The 25019-nt window shown below is 39.5% G+C and carries 19 protein-coding genes; 3 read left to right on the forward strand and 16 right to left on the reverse strand.

Going from position 1 to position 25019, the window contains the following annotated elements; translation table 11 throughout:
- Positions 1–77 precede the first annotated feature (77 nt).
- A complete protein-coding gene (locus tag OP864_RS01015) occupies positions 78–1013 on the forward strand; it encodes an IS5 family transposase (RefSeq protein ID WP_270099466.1) in 936 nt (311 codons plus the stop codon).
- 273 nt (positions 1014–1286) lie between these two features.
- On the opposite strand, the gene OP864_RS01020 is transcribed toward OP864_RS01015, so the two are convergent.
- The 3 genes from OP864_RS01020 to OP864_RS01030 form a co-directional block, all read right to left on the reverse strand.
- The gene (locus tag OP864_RS01020; RefSeq protein WP_270099467.1) at positions 1287–2435 is read right to left on the reverse strand and encodes a hypothetical protein; all 1149 of its coding nucleotides are present in this window, start codon (positions 2433–2435) and stop codon (positions 1287–1289) included.
- 145 nt (positions 2436–2580) lie between these two features.
- Positions 2581–2994 carry a hypothetical protein gene (locus tag OP864_RS01025; protein ID WP_014373277.1) on the reverse strand — a complete coding sequence of 138 codons (414 nt, stop codon included), beginning with the start codon at positions 2992–2994 and terminating at the stop codon, positions 2581–2583.
- Positions 2995–3437: 443 nt separating this feature from the next.
- Positions 3438–3896, reverse strand: coding sequence for a hypothetical protein (locus OP864_RS01030; protein ID WP_270099468.1), 459 nt, complete (start codon positions 3894–3896; stop codon positions 3438–3440).
- Positions 3897–4444: 548 nt separating this feature from the next.
- Between OP864_RS01030 and OP864_RS01035 the strand changes: the two genes are divergently transcribed.
- The gene (locus OP864_RS01035) at positions 4445–7255 is read left to right on the forward strand and encodes a type I restriction endonuclease subunit R (protein ID WP_270099469.1); all 2811 of its coding nucleotides are present in this window, start codon (positions 4445–4447) and stop codon (positions 7253–7255) included.
- A 60-nt stretch (positions 7256–7315) separates the two neighbouring features.
- On the opposite strand, the gene OP864_RS01040 is transcribed toward OP864_RS01035, so the two are convergent.
- The 10 genes from OP864_RS01040 to OP864_RS01085 form a co-directional block, all read right to left on the reverse strand.
- Positions 7316–8869, reverse strand: a complete 1554-nt coding sequence (locus tag OP864_RS01040; RefSeq protein ID WP_270099470.1) for an ATP-dependent nuclease — start codon at positions 8867–8869, stop codon at positions 7316–7318.
- A 162-nt stretch (positions 8870–9031) separates the two neighbouring features.
- Positions 9032–9580: a hypothetical protein gene (locus OP864_RS01045; RefSeq protein WP_270099471.1), complete on the reverse strand. Its 549-nt coding sequence runs from the start codon at positions 9578–9580 to the stop codon at positions 9032–9034.
- Positions 9581–10521: 941 nt separating this feature from the next.
- Positions 10522–12597, reverse strand: a complete 2076-nt coding sequence (locus OP864_RS01050) for a protein kinase domain-containing protein (protein WP_270099472.1) — start codon at positions 12595–12597, stop codon at positions 10522–10524.
- Between the two features lie 10 nt (positions 12598–12607).
- Positions 12608–12907: a putative quinol monooxygenase gene (locus OP864_RS01055; RefSeq protein WP_270099473.1), complete on the reverse strand. Its 300-nt coding sequence runs from the start codon at positions 12905–12907 to the stop codon at positions 12608–12610.
- Between the two features lie 198 nt (positions 12908–13105).
- Positions 13106–13450 (reverse strand): hypothetical protein, encoded by a 345-nt coding sequence (locus OP864_RS01060; protein ID WP_270099474.1) that lies wholly within the window; start codon positions 13448–13450, stop codon positions 13106–13108.
- Positions 13451–14031: 581 nt separating this feature from the next.
- Positions 14032–15258 carry an McrC family protein gene (locus OP864_RS01065; RefSeq protein ID WP_270099475.1) on the reverse strand — a complete coding sequence of 409 codons (1227 nt, stop codon included), beginning with the start codon at positions 15256–15258 and terminating at the stop codon, positions 14032–14034.
- A gap of 11 nt (positions 15259–15269) precedes the next feature.
- A complete protein-coding gene (locus OP864_RS01070) occupies positions 15270–17669 on the reverse strand; it encodes an McrB family protein (protein WP_270099476.1) in 2400 nt (799 codons plus the stop codon).
- Positions 17670–17926: 257 nt separating this feature from the next.
- The gene (locus OP864_RS01075) at positions 17927–18103 is read right to left on the reverse strand and encodes a hypothetical protein (protein WP_270100813.1); all 177 of its coding nucleotides are present in this window, start codon (positions 18101–18103) and stop codon (positions 17927–17929) included.
- 406 nt (positions 18104–18509) lie between these two features.
- Entirely contained in the window at positions 18510–19619 is a 1110-nt protein-coding gene (locus tag OP864_RS01080; protein ID WP_270099477.1) for a PDDEXK-like family protein, read from the reverse strand.
- Between the two features lie 692 nt (positions 19620–20311).
- The gene (locus OP864_RS01085; protein WP_002656524.1) at positions 20312–20653 is read right to left on the reverse strand and encodes a winged helix-turn-helix transcriptional regulator; all 342 of its coding nucleotides are present in this window, start codon (positions 20651–20653) and stop codon (positions 20312–20314) included.
- A 233-nt stretch (positions 20654–20886) separates the two neighbouring features.
- Here OP864_RS01085 and nfsB point away from each other — a divergent pair, with 233 nt between their 5' ends.
- Positions 20887–21540, forward strand: coding sequence for an oxygen-insensitive NAD(P)H nitroreductase (gene nfsB / locus OP864_RS01090; RefSeq protein WP_014373297.1), 654 nt, complete (start codon positions 20887–20889; stop codon positions 21538–21540).
- 413 nt (positions 21541–21953) lie between these two features.
- Here the strand turns inward: nfsB and OP864_RS01095 are convergent, their stop codons facing one another.
- The 3 genes from OP864_RS01095 to OP864_RS01105 all read right to left on the reverse strand — a co-directional run bounded on the left by OP864_RS01095 (position 21954) and on the right by OP864_RS01105 (position 24923).
- Positions 21954–23495, reverse strand: a complete 1542-nt coding sequence (locus OP864_RS01095; RefSeq protein ID WP_270099478.1) for an acyl-CoA carboxylase subunit beta — start codon at positions 23493–23495, stop codon at positions 21954–21956.
- 65 nt (positions 23496–23560) lie between these two features.
- The gene (locus OP864_RS01100) at positions 23561–24250 is read right to left on the reverse strand and encodes an endonuclease V (protein ID WP_270099479.1); all 690 of its coding nucleotides are present in this window, start codon (positions 24248–24250) and stop codon (positions 23561–23563) included.
- Between the two features lie 10 nt (positions 24251–24260).
- The gene (locus tag OP864_RS01105; RefSeq protein WP_014373300.1) at positions 24261–24923 is read right to left on the reverse strand and encodes an ABC transporter ATP-binding protein; all 663 of its coding nucleotides are present in this window, start codon (positions 24921–24923) and stop codon (positions 24261–24263) included.
- Positions 24924–25019 lie beyond the last annotated feature (96 nt).

Here is a 25019-nt window from a genome sequence, read left to right on the forward strand (position 1 = left end):
CGAATTAGGCATAAAAAAAGGGACAAGCCCCGTAGATTTAAGTTTTTTCGACGAACAATAAAACCTCGAGCTGTCCCATGACAAATGTAGAAAAAACCTTACAGAATTACGCACTAACCAACAGATTTTATACCGCCCAAGGGGAGTTTATTTTTAATGTTTGGTTCCCGCCTTTGGCAAGCAAAAACTTCATCGCTAAGCGCCCAAAACGCGGCAGACCTAAAACAATTTCTGATGAATTTATTCGCTATTTATTCCGCTTAAAAGTGCTTTTTTCGTTTGGATACCGACAATTAGAAGGTATTCTAAAATGCGTTGTTTCCGAATATAATTTGGATGTCAATCCAATATCTTACAGCCAAATATGCCGTAGAGTCAAAAAACTAAAGCTGAATATTAAGCCTAAAAAAACGGATGACGAGCTGTCTATAGCAATAGATAGTACAGGACTAAAAATAAAAGGACAGGGAGAATGGCGGAGAATAAAACATACCGAAAAGTACCGTTCTGGCTGGATTAAAGTACATTTGGCCGTAAATGACAAAACAGGAGAAATCCTGGTTGTAGAGATTACCACAGAGCAAAAAACCGATGCTTCTCAACTCCTCAAAATGATAAAAAAATTGAAGCCATTTAATATTAAGCAAGTTTATGCAGATGGCGCCTATGACCAAACAAAATGTCGAGAAGCAATTTGTGATGCTGGGGCGGTTCCATTGATTCCCCCACGTAAAAATGCTCGCCTAAAAAAAGGAAAAAATGGAGAGCTAGTCGATAGTTATCGCAATGATGATATTTTATATATCTGGGAGTTAGGAGCGGCTGCTTGGAAACAAGATTTAGGCTATCATCGTCGAAATTTAAGCGAAACGGCAATGATGCGACTCAAGCACTTTTTCTCTGAACGGCTCTCTTCGATCAGCTTCAAAATGCAGAAACAAGAAGTGCTGATGCGTATTCAAATTTTAAATGAGCTTAATGCCGTCAAGCTAGAAGTTGCTGCTAATCAGTAAATTACGATTTATGCGACAAGGCCCTACCCAACCTACAATTACACAAATTGCTTACTACAGGCATCTTCATTTAAATCCCCTTAGACCCAATTATTCTCTTCTTAATTGAATTCTTGTTTATGATTCAACAAGTTTAGTTGAAATCTTCTTTTTCCTAAAAATAAATCCCCTAATTTTTGTGTTAATCTATGAAACAATTCATCTCTGAGCAAAAAGAAAGACCATCCTCAATCTAAAAAAATCAGCCCTCTCTTGAGAGGGCTGATTTTTTTGTTAACCTCGAGGCGTCCTATTACCTTCTATATTAAACTGGATTTGAACTCGTCTATAAAATTCCCCCACTTCATTAGTGGTATCTCTAGTTTCTATCCTTCTATATATTTGAGCTATTTTAAATTTAGGATCTGCTATTAAAGTTTCTTCAATATCCCTCAGTCTTAAAAAAGCTAACGTATCATTTCCTGTATAGAAATCACCTTTTTTTAATTCCATGCTTTTTACAAGGTCCTTTGTAGTGTCATAAAACTTAACTGCATCTATATCCGCTTTATTATAGAGATATCGTTTTGAAAAGGGTACAGCATCTGCAGAACCTATTAAAGTAACTTCAAATAAATCTATTTCTTTATACTTACTAAACTCGCTATCAATATCTTTCCTTACTCTATTAATCACTACTACCATTTTTTCAGGGACCGTAAATACCCCCGAAGGATAATTAACTATATATTCATCATACTCTTCCTTTTGATAATCAAGTGTTGCTTTTATTCTTAAAGAAGGTCTACCTATCGAATCAATAATAACTTTACTATCATAATTTAAAGTTATTATTTCACCATTTTTTGAACTGTTCCATTCGTCCTGTGCCCTCTTTAACTTACTTTGAAGCTCTATATCTATAGAGTCTTTTAAATCGTCTAAAGTTTTTAAACTATCTTTAATTAAATAATCACCCTTATCTACTTTTATACTATTTTTATTATTACTAAAGAATACAAAATATAGAGTAACGAGAAAAACCAACGACACAAGGTATATTACAAGTTTTCGTGAGTATATTCTCTTGTTTTCCATATTTAAATATGAATAAACTTTACTTTCATCAAAACTATCACCTTTAATATTAAAAATTTCTTCTGAACTATATTTATTTTCAATATCTGTAATTAGTATCACATGGCTATATTCGCTATAATCGCTATCTGGAATCATTGCTAAATCTATATCTCCACGATAGTTTTTTCTCTTATTAAAACCTTTCAACTTTGAAATTTCAATGATATTGTCCCCGTTCTTTGTCTTTACAACTAAATCCCTATGCTTTCTTATTTCCGCAATAATAGCATCAACTTTATCAAAGCAGTCTAACATTGATCCAGATGTGTCCACCCACATTAAAACTTTTTCCCCTTGTTTCATATCTTTTTTTTTGTAAAAAAAACAAAGTTATTCAATATTTATCAAAACACCGCTAATTGAAAAATATTTTTTGGCCAAAAAAAAAGCAGCCCTTTCGGGCTGCTTTTAAAATTACTGCCTCGGCAGTAAATCAGTAAGAAATGGACTAAAGCGTAAGGCGATGCGCTTGCACTTGAGCAATCATATCTTGCAAAGAAGTTTGACTGCGGCTGAGCTGATCAATATTGCTATCCAACATAAGTTGGGCAACGGGACCAAAGCGCTCCATCTGATCGCGCACCTTGAAGAGGCGATAATCTACAGTGGTTTTGCGGTCGCTCATTTCTTCATGCTGGGGAGTACCCGCCTGAAGCGTGGGCAGAAAGTTATCCAACATTTGCTGCTCGTTCAACAAGCTTTGCTCATCTACTTTGAGGTTGACGGCCTTGTCGCTGTTTTTTTCGCGGCGCAAAATGCGGCCCTGCAAACGATAGTTTACAGCATCCAATTCAGTTTGAAGCTGGGCTTCCAATTCATCACACTCATCAGTAGTCGTGATGACAGAAAAATCATAAACCATAATTTTATAGGTTTAAAGGTAAAATAATTGTAGCTCTCGCTACGAGGATTACTATATGATTCAATAAGAACTTTTTCTAAATGTATTATACGTTATATAGTGGGGCCAAAATAATGCTGTGCGATAAACACAGCTCTGGGCCATCTACAAACTAAAAGTCATTTTTCGTTGTGACTCAAGTATATAACTGAGGTCTCAACAAAATAATTGCATCAAAAGCCAAAAAAATTATTTTTTATGTTGATGGCTAATATTTTCTGCTTTAAAATAGTGGTATATGTTATATCTCAGGGTAAAAATAATGCTGTGCGAGGAACACAGCTCTGAGCCATCTACAAACTAAAAATCATTTTTTGTTGCGATTCAAGTATATAACTGAGGGCTCAACAAAATAATTGCATCAAAGCCCAAAAAAAAATAATTTTTTTTTGCCTGCCCGTTATTTAGGCGGCCATGGCCAATGTTTTTTGGCCCTCTTCCTCTTTTTTAGGATATAAAGCAGCTAGACCAGCTAAATATAGACGGTAATAAAGGCCAATAAATTTATTGAGCAGGGCTAGCGGTCCCTCATAAGTCGATAAACTAAAGTTATTCATCGCTTCCTCTTTTATATTTGCTTTTTGGGGCAGCTCTTTTTGAGATTGTCCCTGCAATAGGCCCAGCGCCAAAAGTTGCTCATATAAATAGGCCAATTCTTGCAGCTCCCGCATAATTTCTTGAGGTTGGCCCAAAGCCTTAAAAATGAGGAGAAACTCTGCAAACAAAAATTTTCTGCGGCCAATAAACTCCTCCAAACCCGCCGCCCGCAAACGCTTGCGCAAAGTAGGATAAGAAATGCCGTAAAATGCCTTGAGCATTTTTTTGCTGAGCTTATAGTCCTGAAGTTTTTGGTCGAGCTGCATAGTCTTTCGTTTTTGTTGTTAGATAAAGTTATAGATAAACTTTTGTGTATGCAAGTTATTAACGCAATAATATTTAGTTTTTTATGCTGAGGGTGAATTTATTAGCTTTTTAGGCGCATTTTTTCTAGTTTATGCGAAGCGAGAGCTTTTTTTAGTCCCAACTATTTTTAGCGCTGCTCCTCCCCTTTCAATTAGCGGCTTTCAATTAGTGAGGGCGGCAAAAAACGACTTGTTTTTTGCCGCCCTTTTTTTGGTCCAAAAAAATAGTTTGCCTTTTTTCAAAAGAGAGCCAAAAACTAGGCGAGAAAATAAATCTCTTTTTCTCCAACTTTATTTTTTTTCTTTACTTTTAAACAAGCAAAAGATAAGACCCAAGCCAAAAAGCAATCTATTTTGCTCAGCGGTCCTTGGCCTAGCGATCTAATAGGCCTTTTTCGGTAGGTTAAAACCCACCGCAAAAATGGTATCGCTTTGCGATGATCTATGAATGAGGGTTGAAACCCTCATAAATTTAGCGCAGGCCCCAAAAAAATCTAATAAAAAGACAAATGACGACGCAAACAGAACAAATACTAGAGAATGAATTGGTAGAGCAACTAATTGGCCTGGGCTATGAATACCTGCCCATTAAGGAAGAAAGTGATTTAGTAGCCAATTTTAAGCGGCAATTGGAGCGCCTCAATGGAATTTCTTTGTCGGAAACAGAAATGCAACGTTTGCTCCTGCAATTGAATCAGGGAAGTATTTTTGAGCGCTCAAAACGCTTGCGGGCCAAAAAACTGGAATTACAAAAAGATGATCAAGAAACGATCTATTTGAGTTTGTGGGATCAAAAAAATTGGGCAGAAAATAAATTCCAATTGATTCGACAAATGCGGATGGATGGGCGCTATAAAAATATTTATGACCTGAATATTTTGATTAATGGGCTGCCCTTGCTGCATATTGAATTAAAACGGCGAGGCATCGAGATGAAAGAAGCCTTTAATCAGATTCATCGTTATAGCCATCAATCTTTTTTGATGGGCCAAGCTTTGTTCTCTTACACACAACTTTTTGTGATTTCGAATGGCGTAAACACTAAATATTTTGCGAACAATAAAACAGGCGAGCTCAATTTTAAGCAGACCTTTTATTGGGCCAATAAAGAAAACCAGAAAATTAGTCGCTTAGAAGAATTTGCGCAGCATTTTTTGGCTCCGCCTCAGCTTTTTAAAATGATTAGCCGCTATATGGTGCTCTCTGAAGCAAATAAGCGGATTTTAGTGATGCGACCTTATCAGTGCCATGCTACAGAAGCTATTCTAAATCGAGTGAAAAATAATGGGGGCAATGGATATATCTGGCACACAACAGGCTCGGGAAAAACATTGACCTCTTTTAAAAGTAGCCAACTTTTGCAAGAGCTGCCCAAAGTGAAAAAAGTTGTTTTTGTTGTAGATCGCAAAGATTTAGATTATCAGACGATCAAAGAGTTTGATAGTTTTTCTAAAGATTGTGTGTCGGCTACAGAAAATAGCAAGCAACTAATTCAACGTTTTTTGGGCCGAGACAAATTGATTGTCACGACCATTCAGAAGCTAAATTCCGTCATTCATAAAGAAAAGAAGCGAGAAAAACTCCTGCCCTTACAAGAGGAAGAAATGGTTTTCATTTTTGATGAGTGCCATCGTTCGCAATTTGGAGAAAGCCATCGCCGAATCAAGGACTTTTTTAAAAAGGTGCAGCTTTTTGGCTTTACCGGCACGCCCATTCAGGCAAAAAACGCCATGGATACCAAATGGGGCAAACAAAGCACAAAAAGTCTTTTTGATGAATGTTTGCATAGATACATCATCACGGATGCTATTCGAGATGAAAATGTGCTTCGTTTTTTGGTGGAATATGTGGGGCGCTATAAAAAAACGGCCACGGCCAATGAAATTGACATTGAAGTAGAGGATATTGATCGCCAAGAATTGCTAGAGCATGAATATCGCTTGGAAAAAATTGTCGACTATATTATTAAGTACCACCCGATTAAGACCAAAAATAAAAAGTACAATGCCATTTTTTGTCTGCCCAGCATTCCCGTTTTAAATAAGTACTATGAAATTTTCAAGCGAAAAAAAGCCGAGGGCGCGCATGACTTAAATATTGCTTGCATTTTTAGTTATGGGAGCAATGAATCGCCAGAAGGGCAGGATGAAACTCAGGATGGCTATACTTATCGGGCGCATAGTCGAGATCGTTTAGAAGAAGCGATGATGGATTATAATGCGAGTTTTAATGCGAACTACAACAGCCAGAGCAGTCAATCTTTTGACAATTATTATAAAGACATTGCAAAACGGCTGCGCGATGGACAAATCGATATTTTATTGGTGGTCAATATGTTTTTGACTGGATTTGACAGTCCGCGGCTCAATACCTTATATGTAGATAAAAATTTGCGCTATCATGGTTTGATTCAGGCTTTTTCTCGGACCAATCGTTTGATGGGCAGTGAAAAATCGCAGGGAAATATTGTTTGTTTTCGCAACTTGAAGCAGGCCACCGATGATGCGCTTCTTTTATATTCGGACAAAGACGCTCCGGAGCTGGCTTATAGTCCCAGTTATGAAGAACAGCGAGAAAAATTTGACGAGAAAATCATGGCCTTAAAAAAATTGGTCCCTACAGTCGATTCGGTAGATTTTTTACCTTCGGAAGAGGAAGAGCTGGCTTTTGTGCAGGGTTTTCGGGAGTTAATTCGTTTGCAGAACATGCTTTCGGCCTTTGTCGATTTTGATTTGGAGCAAACGGCCATGCAAGAGCAGGAGTTTGCGGATTATAAATCGAAATATTTGGACCTCTATGAAAAAGTTCGGCAAAATCGGAAGCTCAATAAAACTTCTGTTTTAGAAGAGGTTGATTTTGAGTTGGAATTGATTCAGCGCGATGAAATCAATGTCGTTTATATTTTGCAGCTTTTGCAAAAGGCTGCTTCAGCTTCGGCAGAAAAAAGAAGCTTGGCCATTGAGCGGCTGCTTCAGCAGCTGCAGGCAGAAGTCAGTTTGCGCAGCAAAAAAGATTTAATTGAGAAATTTATTCGGGACAACCTGCCAAAGATCGAAGAGGCCGATGATATTCCCGATGCCTTTGAAGAATTCATGCGCAAGGAACAAGCCGCTAGTTTTCAGGCGATTTGTCAGCAATATGATTTGGACCAAGAAAAATTTGAGCAGCTGGTCAAAAACTATTTGTATAGCCAGAAAATGCCCTCTAGCGATCAATTACTCGCCAGCCGAAAAGAAAAACCTAAATTATTAGAGCGAAATAAAATTGCCCAGGGCATAAGAGAAGAGCTGGAGGACTTTGTTGGGCGGTTTATGGAGTAGAAAAAAAAATAGGCTAGCGAGGGTTCGCTAGCCTGGTGGGGGTTGAGAGCTGTATCAGCTCTAATTTCGTTTTGTCTTTTTCGGGAAAATTTTCCCAAAGGTTGTTTTTAAACTATTCTTATGTTGAGCTTCACTATAATAAGACTCAACATAAAACTGAAAAAGAGTGTCCAATACAGCATCTTCTTGTATAGATTTTTTCGTGGCTACTTTTTCTAATAAACTAGCTAGCTGTTTTTTGGCTTTATTTCGGTTATCACTATTGTTTATTGTTGCATCTGCAGTAGGTGGTATTTGCTGTTCTATCTTCTCCACTAAATCTTTTAGCCGCAGTCCATATTGCTCTTTAAAGTTATCATCAGCAGCTCCTGACTTCAAATAATTCCAAAGCCCATGCTCAGGAGTTATCGGAAGATAATTAATTGTTTTTTTCTTGTTTTTAAACTGTTTTAACAATTTCTCCTCTCCCTTTTCTAGACTTTTCTTTTCCTTAATTTTCTTTAGCGCATCCTTTACATCCTCGTCAAAGAAAATATGTTGCCCAATTTTTTCATCAAACAAATATCCTTCAACATGCTCTGCAAAGTTTAAAATATTGGTGTAGCCTCCAATAGGTAGAACTTTATAAGTTGGGCGCACTAAACCTGTTAGATTAAAATAATAATCAAGAGTAGCTTCTAGTAGTTTTCTAGCCATGACATCCTCCACAAAAAACACTTGTTCAGGATGTTCATCCTCTTCAATAGCAACTTCTTTCAATACATAAGTTGGGCAAACACCTTTTAAAACTTCAATTTTTCCGCTACCATCATTTTCTAAGTAGTAAATATTCTTCGCTATTTTTATCAAGCTACTAGAGTGGGTAGATAACAAAATGACAAGATTTTTTTCTTTGGCCTTTTGTTCTAGGTATTTATACAATCTCATTTGCAAACGAGGATGTAAAGCCATTTCGACCTCATCAATAACCAACATAGAGTTTTCCTCTATATCTTCAATCACTGCAATAGTATTCAAAACAAGTAACTCCCCTAAAGAAAAATTACGTTCTGTATAAAAAGTATTTCTGTTTTTAATTGCATATACTTTTCTATTTCGTTGTTCTTTTGCAGGTATTTTACCTCTAAATTTAAGTTTAGCCGACATCAAGTCGCTAAATTTATTAGTCTCTAACAATTCATTTAATTGCTGTTGAAACTCCTCTGGTTCTGCTTTAAAAAAAGATTTGGTTGGGATATCTCCCTTTTGAGAAAAAAAGCGCCGACCATCTCCAGCTGCCGATAAAAAATCTGTTGCTGAAAATCCAAATTTTTTAAAAAATTCATTTACTCCTTTTTTAGGTTTTGGAGTCCAGCGTGCACCTCCATTTCTATACGTTTTTTTCTCTTTTCCAACAGTATACTCTACTTCTCCTGCAAAAGAAGTTTCCTCCTCATTTGTATTTATAAATAGCCTTTTAAAGGCATCTTTATCAACAATCTTATGCAGTGTTGTTAATAAGGTTGTTTTACCAGCACCATTTCCTCCTGCTAAAACATAAACTCCCGCTTTAGTAGGAATTTCAAACTCCAATTCCTTGATGTGCCGAATATTTCTAATGACAATTTTTTTCATGTTCCAAGTTTTTAGTTAACTAATCCCCCAATAATACCACCAGCGACCAACACTACCAAAAAAAACTGCTTAAAAATGCGTCTTATCCAATAAAAACATGGCATTGTTTCCAGCTATAAAAAACCGGGCTAGCAAAACCTTCTTGCTAGCCCATTTTGTTTTCTAAAACCCATTCCCCAAAAATCCTCTAAAATATGGGTCATCTAAAACCTTAACCTCAAGGCGATCGCCATAAGAAACGCCTAGATATTTATAAGTCGCTACCAGCAACACTTTTTTTCCTTGCCAAAAAAAAGAGACGCCATCTTCATTTTTGCCCACATCTGAGGGTTTGCCAAATAAATTGGAAAATAAACCGACCAAATTTTCTAAGTCATCAATTTGCCAGTTCGTATATTTTCCGCTTACTTCATAGCTTTCCTGCGTTTTTTCGGTTCTCAAATGGATGCCCACCAACTTTCCTTCATAAAATCGGAGCAAAATCCGATCTAGCTCATAATTAAATAGTTGTTGGCAGCAGGCCCCCGTATATAAATATTCTTTTGCCCCATCGCTATAACTGCCTTTATAACTTAAGGCATCGCTCCATTTTGTGTAGCTGTCCCCCAGCTGAAACTCCTTAAAGCCTTTTTTCTGATCTAATTGAGCTAAAGATTGTGCCTGGCCCATAAAACCAATGGCTAAAAAGATAAGTAAGAAAAATCCTCTCATGATATTTTTTTATTTAAAATGATTAGTTCACAAAAGTGTAGCTCAACTATCCACTCTATCTAAATTGCTAGATTTTTTTTCTTTTTTTTTGGGGCTGCCCCTGCGCTTCGCTTGGGTCGGGCTATGGCGCAGCTCGCTGTTCGCTCGGCCCTGCGTTTTTTTTCGCTGCGCTCAAAAAAACTGGGTCTGGCCTGCGGCCACTGCTATCTATCCCTCAGCCGCTCATCTAATTTTTTCAGGCCATTGTTTTTCTTCGGCGGTTTTGCGGTTTTTTTTTTGAAACAGTGGGTTAAAACCCACAGCAAAAAAAAGGGCCGTTCTACATCCAAAAAAAATGAGCCGATGGTTAAAACCATCGGCTCATGAAATGCCGCAGAAAAAATTGTGGTAGAAAATTATTCATCGCCATTAGGCCAGTTTTTTCCCAAGAGAAATTTTTGTCCTTGTTTTTTTACCCCATTGCTAATTGAAAGCCACTATTTGAAAGGGGTGTTTTCTTGATGGTTTTCTAGACCAGTGGGTTAAAACCCACAGCAAAAAGGAGGGCCGTTCTACATCCAAAAAAATGAGCCGATGGTTGAAACCATCGGCCCATGAAATGCCGCAGAAAAAATTGTGGTAGAAAATTATTCATCGCCATTTGGCTAGTTTTTTCCCAAGAGAAATTTTTGTCCTTGTTTTTTTACCCCATTGCTAATTGAAAGCCGCTATTTGAAAGGGGAATTTAACCGCCGAAGAAAAAAGCCCAGAGAAAAAACTAAGGTTGTGCAAAAAAGGAGAGCGAAGCGAGCCTTTTGGCCTAGCGATGGGGAGCAGTGCGGCGAAGCCGCAGACCAAGCAAAAAACTTGTTTTTTTGCGCAGGGCCGAGCAGACCTGCGAGCTGCGGACCGTAGCGGCGCAAGGCGAAGCCGCAGCGCAGGCCCCAAAAAAACAGAGATCACTACCATCTTGTCAATTTATCCTTTAGTTTTTTGGCCTTAACTATATCCGAATCAATTTCTTCTAAGGCTGCTGGCGACCATAAGGCTAAACTTTTTCGATGAAAACGCTCCTCTTTTTTCCAAATGTCGGCATAAGTCTCTCTATAAAGGGCTTTCATTTTTTGCTCTTCTTCCTCATATTCAAGCTGCATCCGATCGCGAAATTCCTCATAACGCTCTTCTTGCGATAATTTATAGGCCTTCATTTTTTCTTGCAGCTTGAGATTAACCTTTTTTAAAGCCGCTCGATAAGCAGCAAACTGTTTTTTAATGCGTCCTTTTTCCTCTGGATTATTTTTTTGGGCCAAAACAGCCTGCTGTTCTTTTTTATCCAAAATTTCTTCCGCCCGCCAAAGAGTCCGAACATTTTGCAAGGCCGGATGTACCGCCTGAATTAAATGGACCACTTCTTTTTTAGCCGCAGTTTCAAACTCCTTTTCTGCGGTCAGTAGTTCTTGGTAAGTTGCAGCTAAGGCCTCTTCCTTTGCTTCCCAATCCAATAGAGCCACTCCAAACTTCTTTTGCCAACTTAGCCGATGCTTTTGCATGCTTTTTTTAATATTTTCTTGCAAAACCTCCTGCTCTCTAAGCATTTGTTTTTCTCGATGCTCCAAACTTTGAATAAGATCGTGTATGCTATTTTGTAATTTTTGACGCGGATAAGCCCCCCCAAATAGTCCCCCAATCAACAGAGAAATAATGGACCAGGCCACAAAAAATAAGAAGATCAAAAAAGCAAGCCGATTTTGCCCCATCTCTTCTAACCAACTCGCAAAAGAGGAACTGATGAAAATCAACAGCATGCGAAGAGAAAACGTAATAAATAGACCAATCAAAATATTCAACAGCCAAACTTCACTAACAGCAGAGTACTTCTTTGCTGGATCGGCCTCCAAAAACTGCTTAAAATGAATGGGCGTTTTCCAATCTATAGCCATGCGCAAAGTCGGCGATAAAGACAACTCTCCGCTTGCATACTGATTTAAATTGGGCATAATACGTTCTAAAGGAGGCAAGCGATAGGCGGCAAAAGTCTGCGCGCTCATTTTTTTCTCAAAAGCAGTCCGCAATTTTCCATCTTGCATTTCTTGCAAGATTATCCAACACCATTTCTCTGCATTAGGGCGAAGTTCGGGCGATTTATGTCCCTCTACAAAAGCTAACTGAAACAAATTTCGAAACTCTGCCGAAAAGCTATGATAATTTTGATGCGGTGGCGGAACAGATGAAAAAAGTTGATCCGCCTTGGGATGATGAACAAATAAGCCGGCCTCAATTTTTTGATGCAAACTCGCTAGGTTTTCCCATTTCCCCTTGGCCGAGGCCGCAAAAGGATGAATGCCCAATAATAATTTGTAAATAATAACGGCCAAGGCAAAATTATCCCAACTTGGAGAAAAATAATTACTTCTTGGTCGCCGATAATATTCTGCTGCGGCATATTCTGGCGTAGTTACCGCCGCTTTAAAGCGCAATTTTCCATTTTCCGAAATTTGCAGCGAGTCTACATCCACAATAGAAATTTGCCCATCGCTTTGCAACAAAACATTTTCGGGCTTAAAATCGACCAAAACATATTTTTCCGATTGCTGCAAACGATAAAGCGCATTGGCTAGGTTAAAGGCAATGCGCAAGCGAAATTCTCGGCCCATTTTAGCCGATAAAGCAAAACGGCCCCATTCTTCACGCATTTTTTTGGGCAAAGTGGGCAAACAAAAGAGCTCTAGCTTTTTTCCACTAACCATTCGCATAATAAAACCAATGGCCTCGCCCCGCTCATTTTCTATAATATCTTCGGGCCAAACAAAACTCGGCTGCTCCTCTGGCCGATAATGCGCCAAGGGATCTTTTAATAAAAGCCTGAGCTTGGCTATTTTTTCTTCCGTCAATTTATGCGGATGATAAATTTTTGCTACCCGATCCTGATAAATTTTTGGCGTTCTAATTTTAAACAACTGCCCTTCTCCCCCAGCCGCAAAAGGTTTGCTGGCCAAAATAATTTTGTCTTTGCGTTTACTTAAATAAAGGCTGTGCATTTAGTTTTGTTTATGGTTCCAAGCCCTGCATTTCTTGCACAGAAAACTGAACAAGCGCATCCGCAGCAGCTTCTCGATAGGCCAACAAATGTTCGCTTTGCATATGCTGCTCCCAAAGTGCGCGACTTTCCCAAAGCTCATAAATTAAAAATGAATTCGGATCTTTAAAATCCTGATTTAAGTCATAAACGATACAACCTTCCTCCAATCGAGTGGCTTTTACCAATTTAAATAATTCTTCCTTAATAAATTCAACTTTTTCGGCCTTCACTTCTAGTTGAGCGACAATCGTTAATTTTTGTTCTTTCATGAGTTCTTTTTTTAAACGTTTCTCCAAACTAAGCGAGAATAAACAATTTGGCAAATCACTGCCCTTTTTTAGGATTTCTTTTTTTGGGGCTGCCCCTGCGCTTCGCTTGGGTCGGGCTATGTCGCAGCTCGCTGTTCGCTCGGCCCTGCGTTTTTTTTCGCTGCGCTCAAAAAAACTGGGTCTGGCCTGCGGCCACTGCTATCTATCCCTCAGCCGCTCATCTATTTTTTTTCTTTGGGCTTTTTTCTTCGGCGGTTTTGGTTTTGTTTTTTTCTTGGAGCTAAAATGTTTCCCATTTTCCAGCCCATGGCCATAAAAAACAACTCCACAAAAAAATTCAGGGGTAAAAACAATTGCTATTATTTCTGCCCCATAAATTTCATAGGAACCCCAGGGCCAAGGCCCTAGGCTAAGGAAAAAATTGTCATCCCCTCCTGCGAGGGGATTTTTTTTGGGGTTGTGGTTGGGGTGGTTGTTGTTTGAAATTTTTTTGGACCTGTGGGTTAAAACCCACAGCAAAAAGGGAAGACATTCTACATCCAAAAAAATGAGCCGATGGTTGAAACCATCGGCCCATGAAAATTAAACTAAAATCCTTTCCCATTTTTCAGCAAACAAGGGCTTCAGCCCGCCAGTTTGCATAAACCCGCAACCATGGGCTTTAGCCCATGGCCCTAAAAAATTCAGGGATAAAAACAATTGCTATTGTTTCTGCCCTGGGCTGAAGCCTAGGCTTGTAGACTTGAGCAAAGAGCGGACTAAAGTCCTTGTTCGCTTTTTTGGGGCGGTTGTTTTTTTCTTGATGGTTTTGGATCCATTAGTTTTTCCGCCGAAGAAAAAATTCTATTGTTTTTTAACCCCATTGCTAATTGAAAGCCGCTAATTGAAAGGGGAATTTAAGGGCCGAAGAAAAAAGCCCAGAGAAAAAGACCGATGAGCGGCCACAACAAGCCCTTTAGGGCGCAGTTCGACGACCAAAGGGAGTAACCGATGGGGAGCAGTGCGGCGAAGCCGCAGACCAAGCAAAAAACTTGTTTTTTTGCGCAGGGCCGAGCAGACCTGCGAGCTGCGGACCGCAGCGGCGCAAGGCGAAGCCGCAGCGCAGGCCCCAAAAAATCAAAAAATTATTCCTCCGCCCAGTTTTTCACCTGCCTAAATATTTCTTGCTGCCAAGCCCTTATATTTTTATCGTGGGGAATAGAAACGCCTAAAATACTACAGTCTTTTGCAGCCGATTTTTTCTGTGACTGAAAAAAACCTAATTTTGAAACTCCATTGGGGTGAATTAAAGCCGCTTTTTGGCCCTCATAATAATCTAGATAGACATAAAGTTGCCGCAAATCATGCGGAGAAGGTTTGGATTGCTCCAATCGCTTCCATTTGCAGTCTAAAACATACTTTTTGTTGTTGAGCTGCAAAATAATGTCGGGCTTCATGTAAACGGATGAATTTTGATCCGAAAATTGCCAAAACTTTTTTCGCGGCTCGGCCCAAATGTGATCAGTAGGACCCAATTGTTTTTTTAAACTCTTAAAAATAAAGCGCTCCCAAAGAGCATTCATATCAAACATCAGGGCCAAAACTTCTTGCTGTCCCCGCTGCAAATCTGGATGATAATGCAATAATAATAGCCGCGCAATGGCCAGCGCCCGCCGATAATGCTCATTGTTGCGATGAAAAGAAAATTTTTGAAAACTGGCCTCCGAAATAAAAAGATCGGGCATGGGCGGAAAATCAAGCAATAGCGAGCCAATTTTACTCTTCAAATTTGCCTCTCGATTAACTTTACTCAATAAAATCAAGGCTTTGTACAAAATCTGATGAATAAAATGCTCCTTATTATATTGACTGTGGCGAACATAAAAGCGCTGCTGCTGACAAATATTTTTTTGAAGCTGCTTGGCAAAAATTAACTTCCCTTTTAATGCCGTTTGATTTCGCTCCACTTTTTTGTAGCGCTTAATCAATCCTCTATGCAATAAATACTGCAACTCTTTGATATATAAATCAAAGTAAAGCGATAAAATTGCATTGGGTTTGAGTTTCAACTGGCTGCTGCTGGGCGTTTGAATGGGCAAACTATCCACAGCACGCAAAATATCAATCAACATTTTTCGCCAGTGATTTTTATCCGCTGATTTATCGGCCTTGGGCAAAATTTCAATGCTAAAATCAGCCAGTTGCAAAACACCTACCTGCTCGCAAAACTTGACATATTTATGGCCCAAAGAAAAATAAGGATGTCCGCCCCGCTCATGAAAAACTTGTAGTTGCTCCAACTGCTTTTTCGTCAAGCCATTTTCGCCCAAATACAATTTTTCATGCTCATAAACAGTAAATTGCTTGTTCATAAGGCCTTATTTTATGCTTCTTTTTCTAGCCCAAGCTGCGCCAAAGCAATTTCCAAATCTACTTCCGCCCAAGGGATCAACTGAAAACGCTCCTCTTCCATCAAGGGCTCATAATCCATAGCGGCAAAAATTTGGGTTTCTTCTTCTTTACGGACAAATCCCTGGCCCAAAACCAACCCAATTTTTCCAAAGTCGCCATAAAAATACTCCTGCAAAAGTGGAAGAATTTTATGCCGCACGACCAAGGCCAACTCTTTTTCTGGCGCTTCCGCATTTTTTATAGGCAAAAAATAACTGTGGCCAATCAAATGATCTTTAGACAGTAGCCGCTCTATCCGTTGGTTGATGGTCCATAGCAATTTTTCCATCGCATAGCCATAAACCAAAATATTTTCAAGCAATTCTGGACGAGGCGGCATTTCTACAAAACTAAATCTTCTGCGCAAAGCGGCATCCAAAGCTTCTACGGAGCGGTCCGCCGTGTTCATCGTTCCAATAATATATAAATTGGGTGGCACCGAAAATTCGTCTTTGCTATAGGGCAAGACAATTTCTAGGCTTTCTTTTTGGCCCAAACGTTTATCTTCTTCCAATAAAGTGATGAGTTCGCCCAGAATTTCTGAAATATTTCCGCGGTTAATCTCATCAATGATGAGGACGTAGTTTTTGGGCGCCTCTATTTTTGAATCCGTAGCATATTGCTCTAAGGTATTCAAAATGGATTGATAATAAATTCCCAATCCTTCTTTTAAATTAAAGTCTCGCTCGCCAGTAAATATTTCTTTTAGCGTGGCTAGCCTCAAATAGTGTGTTCGGCTACCACTAGCTTTTTCAAAATGAATCCGCCCCCTTTCTTGATCGATCGCATAAATTTGAAATTCTGAATTTGCTCGACGTAAAGAAAAGGCCATTTTTGGATCGGCCTCCCAAGCCGCCAAAAATTTTGCAAAGGCAGCATCAAAACTACTTTCGGCATGCAGACGATTTTCGCCCGAGTAATTTTGTGCAGCAAGTTGGGCCAACTGCTTAAAAATCCCCGCCTTAATTTCATAGGACAAATTCCCCTCACTTTCTTCTTCCAATACAGGCTTGATCCCCTCTACAAAATCTTCATAGCTCATACTTTGATGAAAAGTAGTGAACTGAATCTGTCCCAACTTTTTGTACTGCGTATAAGCTGCCCGCAAAATTTCTCGACCAGTAGTAAAAGGGCCTTCTAAATCAAGCTCAGAAAAAATCTGCTGGGCTTTTTCTAAGTTATTTTCCTTTTCTATTGCGTTTAGCTCTTCCAAATCTACTCCCGCCAAAATGGCCAGTGCATAATTGATGCTGTTGTAGGTTTTTCCGGTGCCAGGAGGGCCAAAAAGAATTTGGTTGTTGGGCTGCTTATTTTCTAGACTTTTGCTTGGGCCGTTCTTTTTCATTTCTTTATCTGTTGAGCTTTGAACATCTAATTTATCCAAAATTTTTTCTCTAAAATTTATGTCATAGACCATTCGCTCTAAATTGCGAACATTATTGGGTTGATAAGCAATGGATTTATTCTCAGCCTGTCTTTCTACTAAGCATTCATCAAAATTGGCTCTTAAAAAATCTCCTTCTTTAGACCAGAGCTCAGAAATAGCCCCTCCATTTATATTGAGCTGAATTTTTTTGTCATTATTAATCGTAAAAACCACATTTGCAGGAAATCGCCCTTTTTCTGAAGGGAATTTTTCTTTCAGGGCCTCAAAAAGTTGCTGCAAAGCCTGCTGTTTATAGTTTGATAGCACTTTTATAAGAGGTAGATACTGTAGATCTTCGCTAAAACGGTATACATCTTCAGCTCCTCTTTTTTTCGCTAGGTATTCATAGTTGGCCAAATAATTATCCTCTGCCTTTCCTCCCAATTTTTTCACGGCTGCTTTTAGCTCATCCAATCGAAAAATAGGGGGCAAATAATTAGTTTTATCATATAAAAAAGCAATTTTCCATTTAAAAGCTTGTTTCCCATCCTCTTTGTCACCTAAATAGACCTCTTCATGGCTGCCTAACTTAATTTCTGCTATGGTTTCCCAATCTCCATTTTCGGCCGCCTTAGCAATTCTCAAAATTTCAGCTCGAACAGTTTCGTAGGCCGTTTTTAAATCCTCTCCAAAAAAAGAGGGAAAAGCATAGCCCTCTTTTTCTTTCCACCCTTTTTCCATTGGACAATAATGCTCATCCTCCATATAATGAAAAACAATTCCAAACTGATGGCCTAACCCTCTAGACACTGGCCCCAATTCAATAGTTTTTGTATCTAGCCAATCGCAAAAAGAATTGCCTGAGTCATCACTATATTCCTCCAGACTCATTTTTTCGAGTCGCTCTAAGGGCCATTCTTTTAGAAAAGCGGCTTTTAATTCTGCTAGTTTCAAGGCTGTTTCCATCTTTACTGCTTTTTTATTCCAAAGCAAAATGATAACTAAAAAATGGCTTAATCGGTCTCCACATCATTCTGCTTTATCTATTTCATTTTAGGCCCCTTAAAATAGGATTTTTTCTGTTGTTTTTTTTTGGGGCCTCCGCTGCGGCTTCGCCTTGCGGCGCTACGTTTCGCAGCTCGCTATTCGCTCGGCCCTGCGCAAAAAAACAAGTTTTTTGCTTGGTCTGGCCTAACGGCCACTGCTGCACATCGCTAGGCCGCTCATCCATTTTTTTTCTTTGGGCTTTTTTCTTCGGCGGTTTTGCGGTTGTTGTTTTGAACCTGTGGGTTGAAACCCACAGCCATACAACAATTCCATTCTACATCTATAGTGCGGAGAGGATTAAAATCCTCTGCCGCTTTGAACATGATGATTTTTGGTCCATTGATTTTCCCCAAGAGAAATTTTCATCCCTGTTTTTTTATGGAGGTTTTTAAACCTCCATTTAAAATGAAATGCCTTTTTGTTGCCTGGCTGTAGGTTTCAACCTACAGACCACCGCAGTTTTTTCCAAAAAAAAATTTTTGTCCTTGTTTTTTAACCCCATTGCTAATTGAAAGCCGCTATTTGAAAGGGGTGTTTTTCATCCCACATAAATTTCATAGGAACCCTAGGGCCAAGGCCCTAGGCTAGCAAAAAAATTGTCATCCCCTCTTGCGAGGGGATTTTTCTTGCGGTTGTGGTTGGACAGTTGTTTTTTTTCTTGGTGATTTTGGACCAGTGGGTTAAAACCCACAGCAAAAAAGAGGCTATCCTACATCCAAAAAAATGAGCCGATGGTAAAAACCATCGGCCCATGAAAGTCTATTTCCAAGACTTTATATGATCTAGTATTTTGCGTAAAAAATCAAAGATCTCCTCATCTATTTTTTTTAAAGCACCTCCAAAATCAAAAACATATCTACTATAATTATCTATTTTATAGTCTTTCTCTGAAATACCTATTTTTTTAATCTTTTCAGGAAATTCTTTTTTTACCATTTCCTCGTCTCCCTTACATTCCAAAAATATAGTAGCACCTTCATGAGTCGTAAATATGTATATCTCATAATTAAGTCCATTTTTACTACATTTTATCAAGGCCAACTGCGTAGGTTCCCATCTTTTTAACTTATTAAAAGGCTGATGATCATTCTTTAGTCTTTCCTGCAATCTATCAAGTCTATAAACTGGTATTTTATTATAAAAATCTACTAATTCTTTTGCCGAAGACATACGGTTATCCTCAGCTAAAAAATCATACAGTTTACTTTCATTTTCTGTTCCCATTCTATTTTGTGCTAAATGTTGAATTAATTTAGTGTATTCATGTAAAAAAGAGAGCTGACCTAGATCACTACAATAACCTTTACATGGCCTTAACCAAGCTGATACAAGATCATTAGGTTTATCATTGAATGCTGCAATATTATATACTATTTTATCTATTTCTCCGAACTTAGGAGCTGTTTGAGATCCATCTAAACTCAGGTAAATAATAGCTTCTACACTAAGTTTATAATCCTCTTTGCATTTTTGATAATATCGAACTAGCTGTTCTTCCATATCATTTGCAAAATTCATCTTGTTCTCTATAATTATGGCTTTTTCTGCTGTTTTAATGAGTATGTCAATATTTCCTGACTCTCTTGAAACCTTTGCCTCTGAAAAATCCTGAGCGGTTATAGCTGTACCATAATGGCAATTTAGAAAATCGATAAATTTTAAAAGAAAAACATTTCCTAGTCCATGTTTTCCATTAGGACTTAACAAGTCCCCTATAACATCTGAGTGAAAATTTTCATATTGAGTATTCTGGGAAGATATAGTAAATACGTTATAAGCATTTTTGTCTTTCTCTTTTGAGACATTATCATTAACCTTTATATACTCCTCAAGCTCTTTAGACAAAAGCATTTTCTTTATATTATCCATATTATTTTACATATATTCCATCATTAAAAACTTATAGTAAAACTACCTAAAGGAGCCCATAAAACAAAAACATAACAGCTCTTTTATTCAACGGTTTTGTTTTTTAAATTTCATAGGACCCCCAGGGCCAAGGCCCTAGGCTAGCCAAAAAATTATCATCCCCTCATTCGAGGGGATTTTTCTTTTGGGGGTGGTTGAACGGTTGTTTTTTAACCCAATCGCTAATTGAAAGCCGCTATTTGAAAGGGGTGTTTTCTTGATGGTTTTCTAGACCAGTGGGTTAAAACCCACAGCAAAAAAGAGGGCCGTTCTACATCCAAAAAAAATGAGCCGATGGTTAAAACCATCGGCCCATGAAATGCCGCAGAAAAAATTGTGGTAGAAAATTATTCATCGCCATTAGGCCAGTTTTTTTCCAAGAGAAATTTTTGTCCTTGTTTTTTTACCCCATTGCTAATTGAAAACCGCTATTTGAAAGGGGAATTTAAGTGCCGAAGAAAAAAGCCCAGAGAAAAAACTAAAGTTGTGCAAAAAAGGAGAGCGAAGCGAGCCTTTTGGCCTAGCGATGGGGAGCAGTGCGGCGAAGCCGCAGACCAAGCAAAAAACTTGTTTTTTTGCGCAGGGCCGAGCAGGCCTGCGAGCTGCGGACCGCAGCGCCGCAAGGCGAAGCCGCAGCGGAGGCCCCAAAAAAACTATTCATCTGAATAATTATCAATTACCATTTCCCCCCAATCAATGATAGCATTGATGAGCGGGACAAGAGTTTCTCCGAACTCAGTTAAGGAGTATTCTACCTTTAATGGTGGTTTAGAAGTATATACTTTACGGTTTATCACTCCGGCTTCTTGCAAAGCTTTTAATTGAAGACTAAGGGTACGCTCCGTTACTCCTTTCATTTTTTTTCGTAATTCGCTATACCGCAATGTCCCATCAATAGTTAAATGTGCAAGAATAACCGTTTTCCATTTTCCGCCAATAATTCCCATCGTAACACTTGTACAGCAGGGGTATTCCACGCCTTTCACTTTATACATATTGCCTCTTTTTTTTAAAAAAACTTGATACTATCCTTTTTGACCGTTATTGCAAAGATAGCAAACTATACTTACATTTGTTACTATAAAAATTATAGTTGCTATTAGCCAATAAAAAATTGAGCTAGTGAGCTGTATATATTTTGTATAAAAAAGCTTGTTAAGCCCTGATAGAAAGTAATTATCTAATTGAAGTCAATCAAAAATTGGCGTAACAAAATAAAAGTAGACTAATGGATATTATTAAGACATTAAATTGGAGATATTCAACCAAAGAGTTTGATCCTGAGAAAAAAATCTCTGCAGAAGATGTTGAAAAGATTAAAGCGCTTCTGAGAATGAGTCCTTCAAGCACAAATATTCAGCCTTGGCATTTTATTATTGCGGATAATGAAGAGGGGAAAAAACGTATTGCTAAAGGAACGCAAGGCTTTTTTCAATTTAATGAGAAGAAGGTCCTGGATGCCTCACATGTAATTCTTTTTTGCTCAAGAACGGATGCAGATGATCAGTTCATGACTAAAGTGCTAGAACAAGAAGATAAAGATGGGCGCTTCCCGAATGAAGAGATTAAAAATATGGTAGATGGCGGGCGAAGATACTTTGCAGATTTGCACCGCTATGATTTCAAAGATTTTCAGCATTGGATGGAAAAGCAAGTCTATTTGAATATGGGAAATCTTTTATTGGGAGCGGCTGCTATGGAAATTGACAGCCTTCCTATGGAAGGAATTGACTTAAAAGCTCTTGATGAAGAGTTTTCTTTACGCGAAAAAGGATATACTTCTGTTGCTGTTATTGCTCTAGGGTACAGATCTTCAAGCGATTTCAATGCAACAACACCTAAATCAAGACTGGAGTTAGAAGATATTATAACGATGGTCTAATAAAATGCCGACAACAAAAAATATCTTGATCGTAGCTGAGGATTTTAATCCTTGGCTACTTTTTTTTGTGCTAGTCTCAAGCTGTTATTCTAGCTGCATTAGTTTTTACTCACAGATAAAATCAAATTGATTTTTCTGCTCTTTGCTAATTGAAAGCCGCTATTTGAAAGGGGAATTTAAGGGCCGAAGAAAAAAGCCCAGCAAAAAAAGACCGATGAGCGGCCTAGCGATGCGACGGGGTGGACGAAGGCCAGACCAAGTTTTTTTGAGCGCAGCGAAAAAAACGCAGGGCCGAGCGAACAGCGAGCCCCAAAGCGTAGCGCCGCAAGGCGAAGCCGCAGCGGAGGCCCCAAAAAAGAACAAAAAAAAAGCTGCCGATAAAAATCGACAGCTTTGAAACTTAGGCTCTAAATTTAGAGCGGCATATTGCCATGTTTTTTTCGGGGACGAACATCCACCTTGTTTTCTAACATCTTGAAGGCTTTAATCAAGCGTTCGCGACTAGTAGAAGGCTCAATCACAGCATCGATAAAGCCGCGAGCGGCGGCGCGATAAGGATTGGCAAATTTTTCTGCGTATTCAGCTTCTTTTTCGGCCAATTTGGCGGCACTATCATCGGCCTCCATAATTTCTCGGCGGAAAATAATTTCTGAAGCGCCTTTAGCCCCCATCACCGCAATTTCTGCAGAAGGCCAAGCAAAGTTCAAGTCGGCGCCAATATGTTTAGAGTTCATCACATCATAGGCTCCGCCATAGGCTTTGCGCGTGATGACCGTGATGCGAGGAACGGTAGCCTCACAAAATGCATAAAGTAATTTGGCCCCATTGCTAATGATGCCATTCCACTCTTGATCGGTGCCGGGCAAAAAGCCAGGAACATCTTCCAAAACTAAAAGAGGAATATTAAAAGCATCGCAAGTACGCACAAAGCGAGCGCCTTTTTTCGAGCAATCTACATCCAAACAACCCGCCAATACCATCGGATTATTGGCAACAACGCCAATGCTTCTGCCGCCAAGGCGAGCAAAACCGACCACGATATTTTCTGCATACTCTTTATTGACCTCATAAAAAGAATCAGCATCTACCAACTCTTCAATCAAAGCACGCATATCGTAAGGATGATTGGGATTTTCGGGCACGATTGTATTTAGTGCCGGGCGTTCCTCTTGGCCCACTTCATAAGGCAGCATCGCTGCTTCTTCTTCACAGTTTTGGGGCAAATAAGAAAGCAACTTTTTAATCTGAAGCAAACAATCCATATCATTTTGAGCGGTAAAATGCGTCACGCCAGATTTTACGGCATGCGTCATGGCTCCACCCAATTCTTCAGCACTTACTTCTTCATTGGTCACGGTTTTGACCACATTTGGCCCCGTGATGAACATATAAGAGCTTTGCTCCACCATATAAATAAAATCGGTCAAAGCGGGAGAATAAACCGCACCGCCTGCGCAAGGGCCCATAATGGCCGAAATTTGTGGAATTACGCCAGAGGCCAAGGTATTGCGATAAAAAATATCGGCATAACCGCCCAAAGACTGTACGCCTTCCTGAATGCGCGCTCCACCAGAATCATTGAGGCCCACCAAAGGCGCCCCGTTTTTTATGGCCATATCCATCAACTTGCAGATTTTTTCTGCATGAGTTTCAGAAAGAGAACCGCCAAAAACGGTAAAATCTTGAGCAAAAACATAGACCAAGCGCCCTTCTACGGTTCCATAACCCGTCACGACACCATCGCCATAAATTTTTTGCTTTTCCATTCCAAAGTCATTGCAACGGTGGGTCACCAAAGCGCCCATTTCTTCAAAAGAACCTGGATCCAAGAAAAAATGAATACGTTCACGGGCCGTAAGTTTGCCCTTGGCATGTTGTTTCTCAATTCGTTTTTCTCCGCCACCTTGAGCCGCTTGGGCCAATTTATCTTGCAGCGTTTGTAGTTTATCTTGCATAGCTTCTCGATATTTTTTTCGCCGCCTAAAATGCTACTTTTTTAAGGGACGGCCAAACTTTGGTCCTAAAAAACTTGCCCTAAATGGCTTTGGCCCTTGGCAAATGCTCGGGCCGCATGATCTGCTCTTCGGATGGGCTCCGGAATCCGATAGCCCTGATCAGCCAACTGCAAAACCATTTCTCGAGCCGTTTCCAAATCTATTTTATGGCCTATACTTATATATATAGGCTTTACGCCCGCCTGCGTCCGCAAGGCATAGCCCAAAAGTTCCTCATTTTGCATAATGGGCGAAATACTTCCTCTTTCCTCTCCTTCCGGATCATCAACAGCCAATAAAGGACGCTTGGCCATACCAATGCTAGGCCGATCTAACTGAACGCCCAACCAACTAGCCACCCCCAATCGCCGAGGATGCGCAATGCCATGCCTATCAACCAATAAACAACTGGCTTCTTCGCCCAATTTTTCTTCTAAGGCCAAAATAGCCGCCAATAAAGGTGGCCCCTCCCGAAAAGAAAAATATCGGGGCCGATATTCCATGCCCGCCTTTTGTAGCGATAAATATACTTTTTCTGCTCCTTCTTGCCAACGCAAAACATCTATGGCCACAAAAGCATCCTCTTCTACATACTGTATGTCTAAACTGAAGATCAAATCTCCCTTTTGGGGAGAATAGCCAGTACGTTCTACTTTTTGGGCCATTTTTTTCTGCGCCTCGGCCAATTCAGGGATTTCTTCAAAGGGATTTGCCATAGGATTAAGGTTAAGAGAGTTCTTCTACAATCAATCCATCTTGCATCCGCAAGCAGCGGTCGCTCATTTTGGCCAGCTCCATATTATGCGTCACAATGACAAAAGTTTGTTCAAAATCTTTACGCAGATTAAAAAAGAGCTGATGCAATTCTTCCGAATTTTGACTGTCCAAATTCCCCGAAGGTTCATCGGCAAAGACTACCGCCGGCGAGTTAATCAAAGCTCTGGCCACCGCCACCCGCTGTTGCTCTCCGCCCGACAATTGCTGGGGTTTATGGTCCATACGATCTGCTAAGCCCAAATAATCCAGCAGTTCTTTGGCCTTTTTATGCGCCTGTTTTTCTGGCGTTTTCTTAATAAAAGCTGGCATGCAAACATTTTCTAGAGCCGTAAATTCTGGCAAAAGATGATGAAACTGAAAAACAAAACCAATTTGCTCATTCCGAAAGCGAGAAAGCGCCTTTTTCTTCATCTCCCCACAATTCTGCCCATCAATCCAGAGCTCCCCCTCATCGGCTTGGTCCAAAGTGCCCATAATATGCAGCAGCGTACTTTTTCCCGCCCCCGATTTTCCAACAATACTCACCAGCTCGCCCTTGGCAATCTCTAAACTTACGCCCTTGAGCACCTGCAATTGCTGATAAGATTTACGAATATTTACTGCTTTGATCATTTTCTTCGATTTGCCGAAAAGATAAACATTTTTCCAGAAGATTTTTATCTAGATGAGCTTTTGGGGCCCGCGGCCAACTCAGCCTTCGGCTTCTGT

Origin of the sequence: Saprospira grandis (assembly GCF_027594745.1) — a bacterium.
Lineage (GTDB): Bacteria > Bacteroidota > Bacteroidia > Chitinophagales > Saprospiraceae > Saprospira > Saprospira grandis.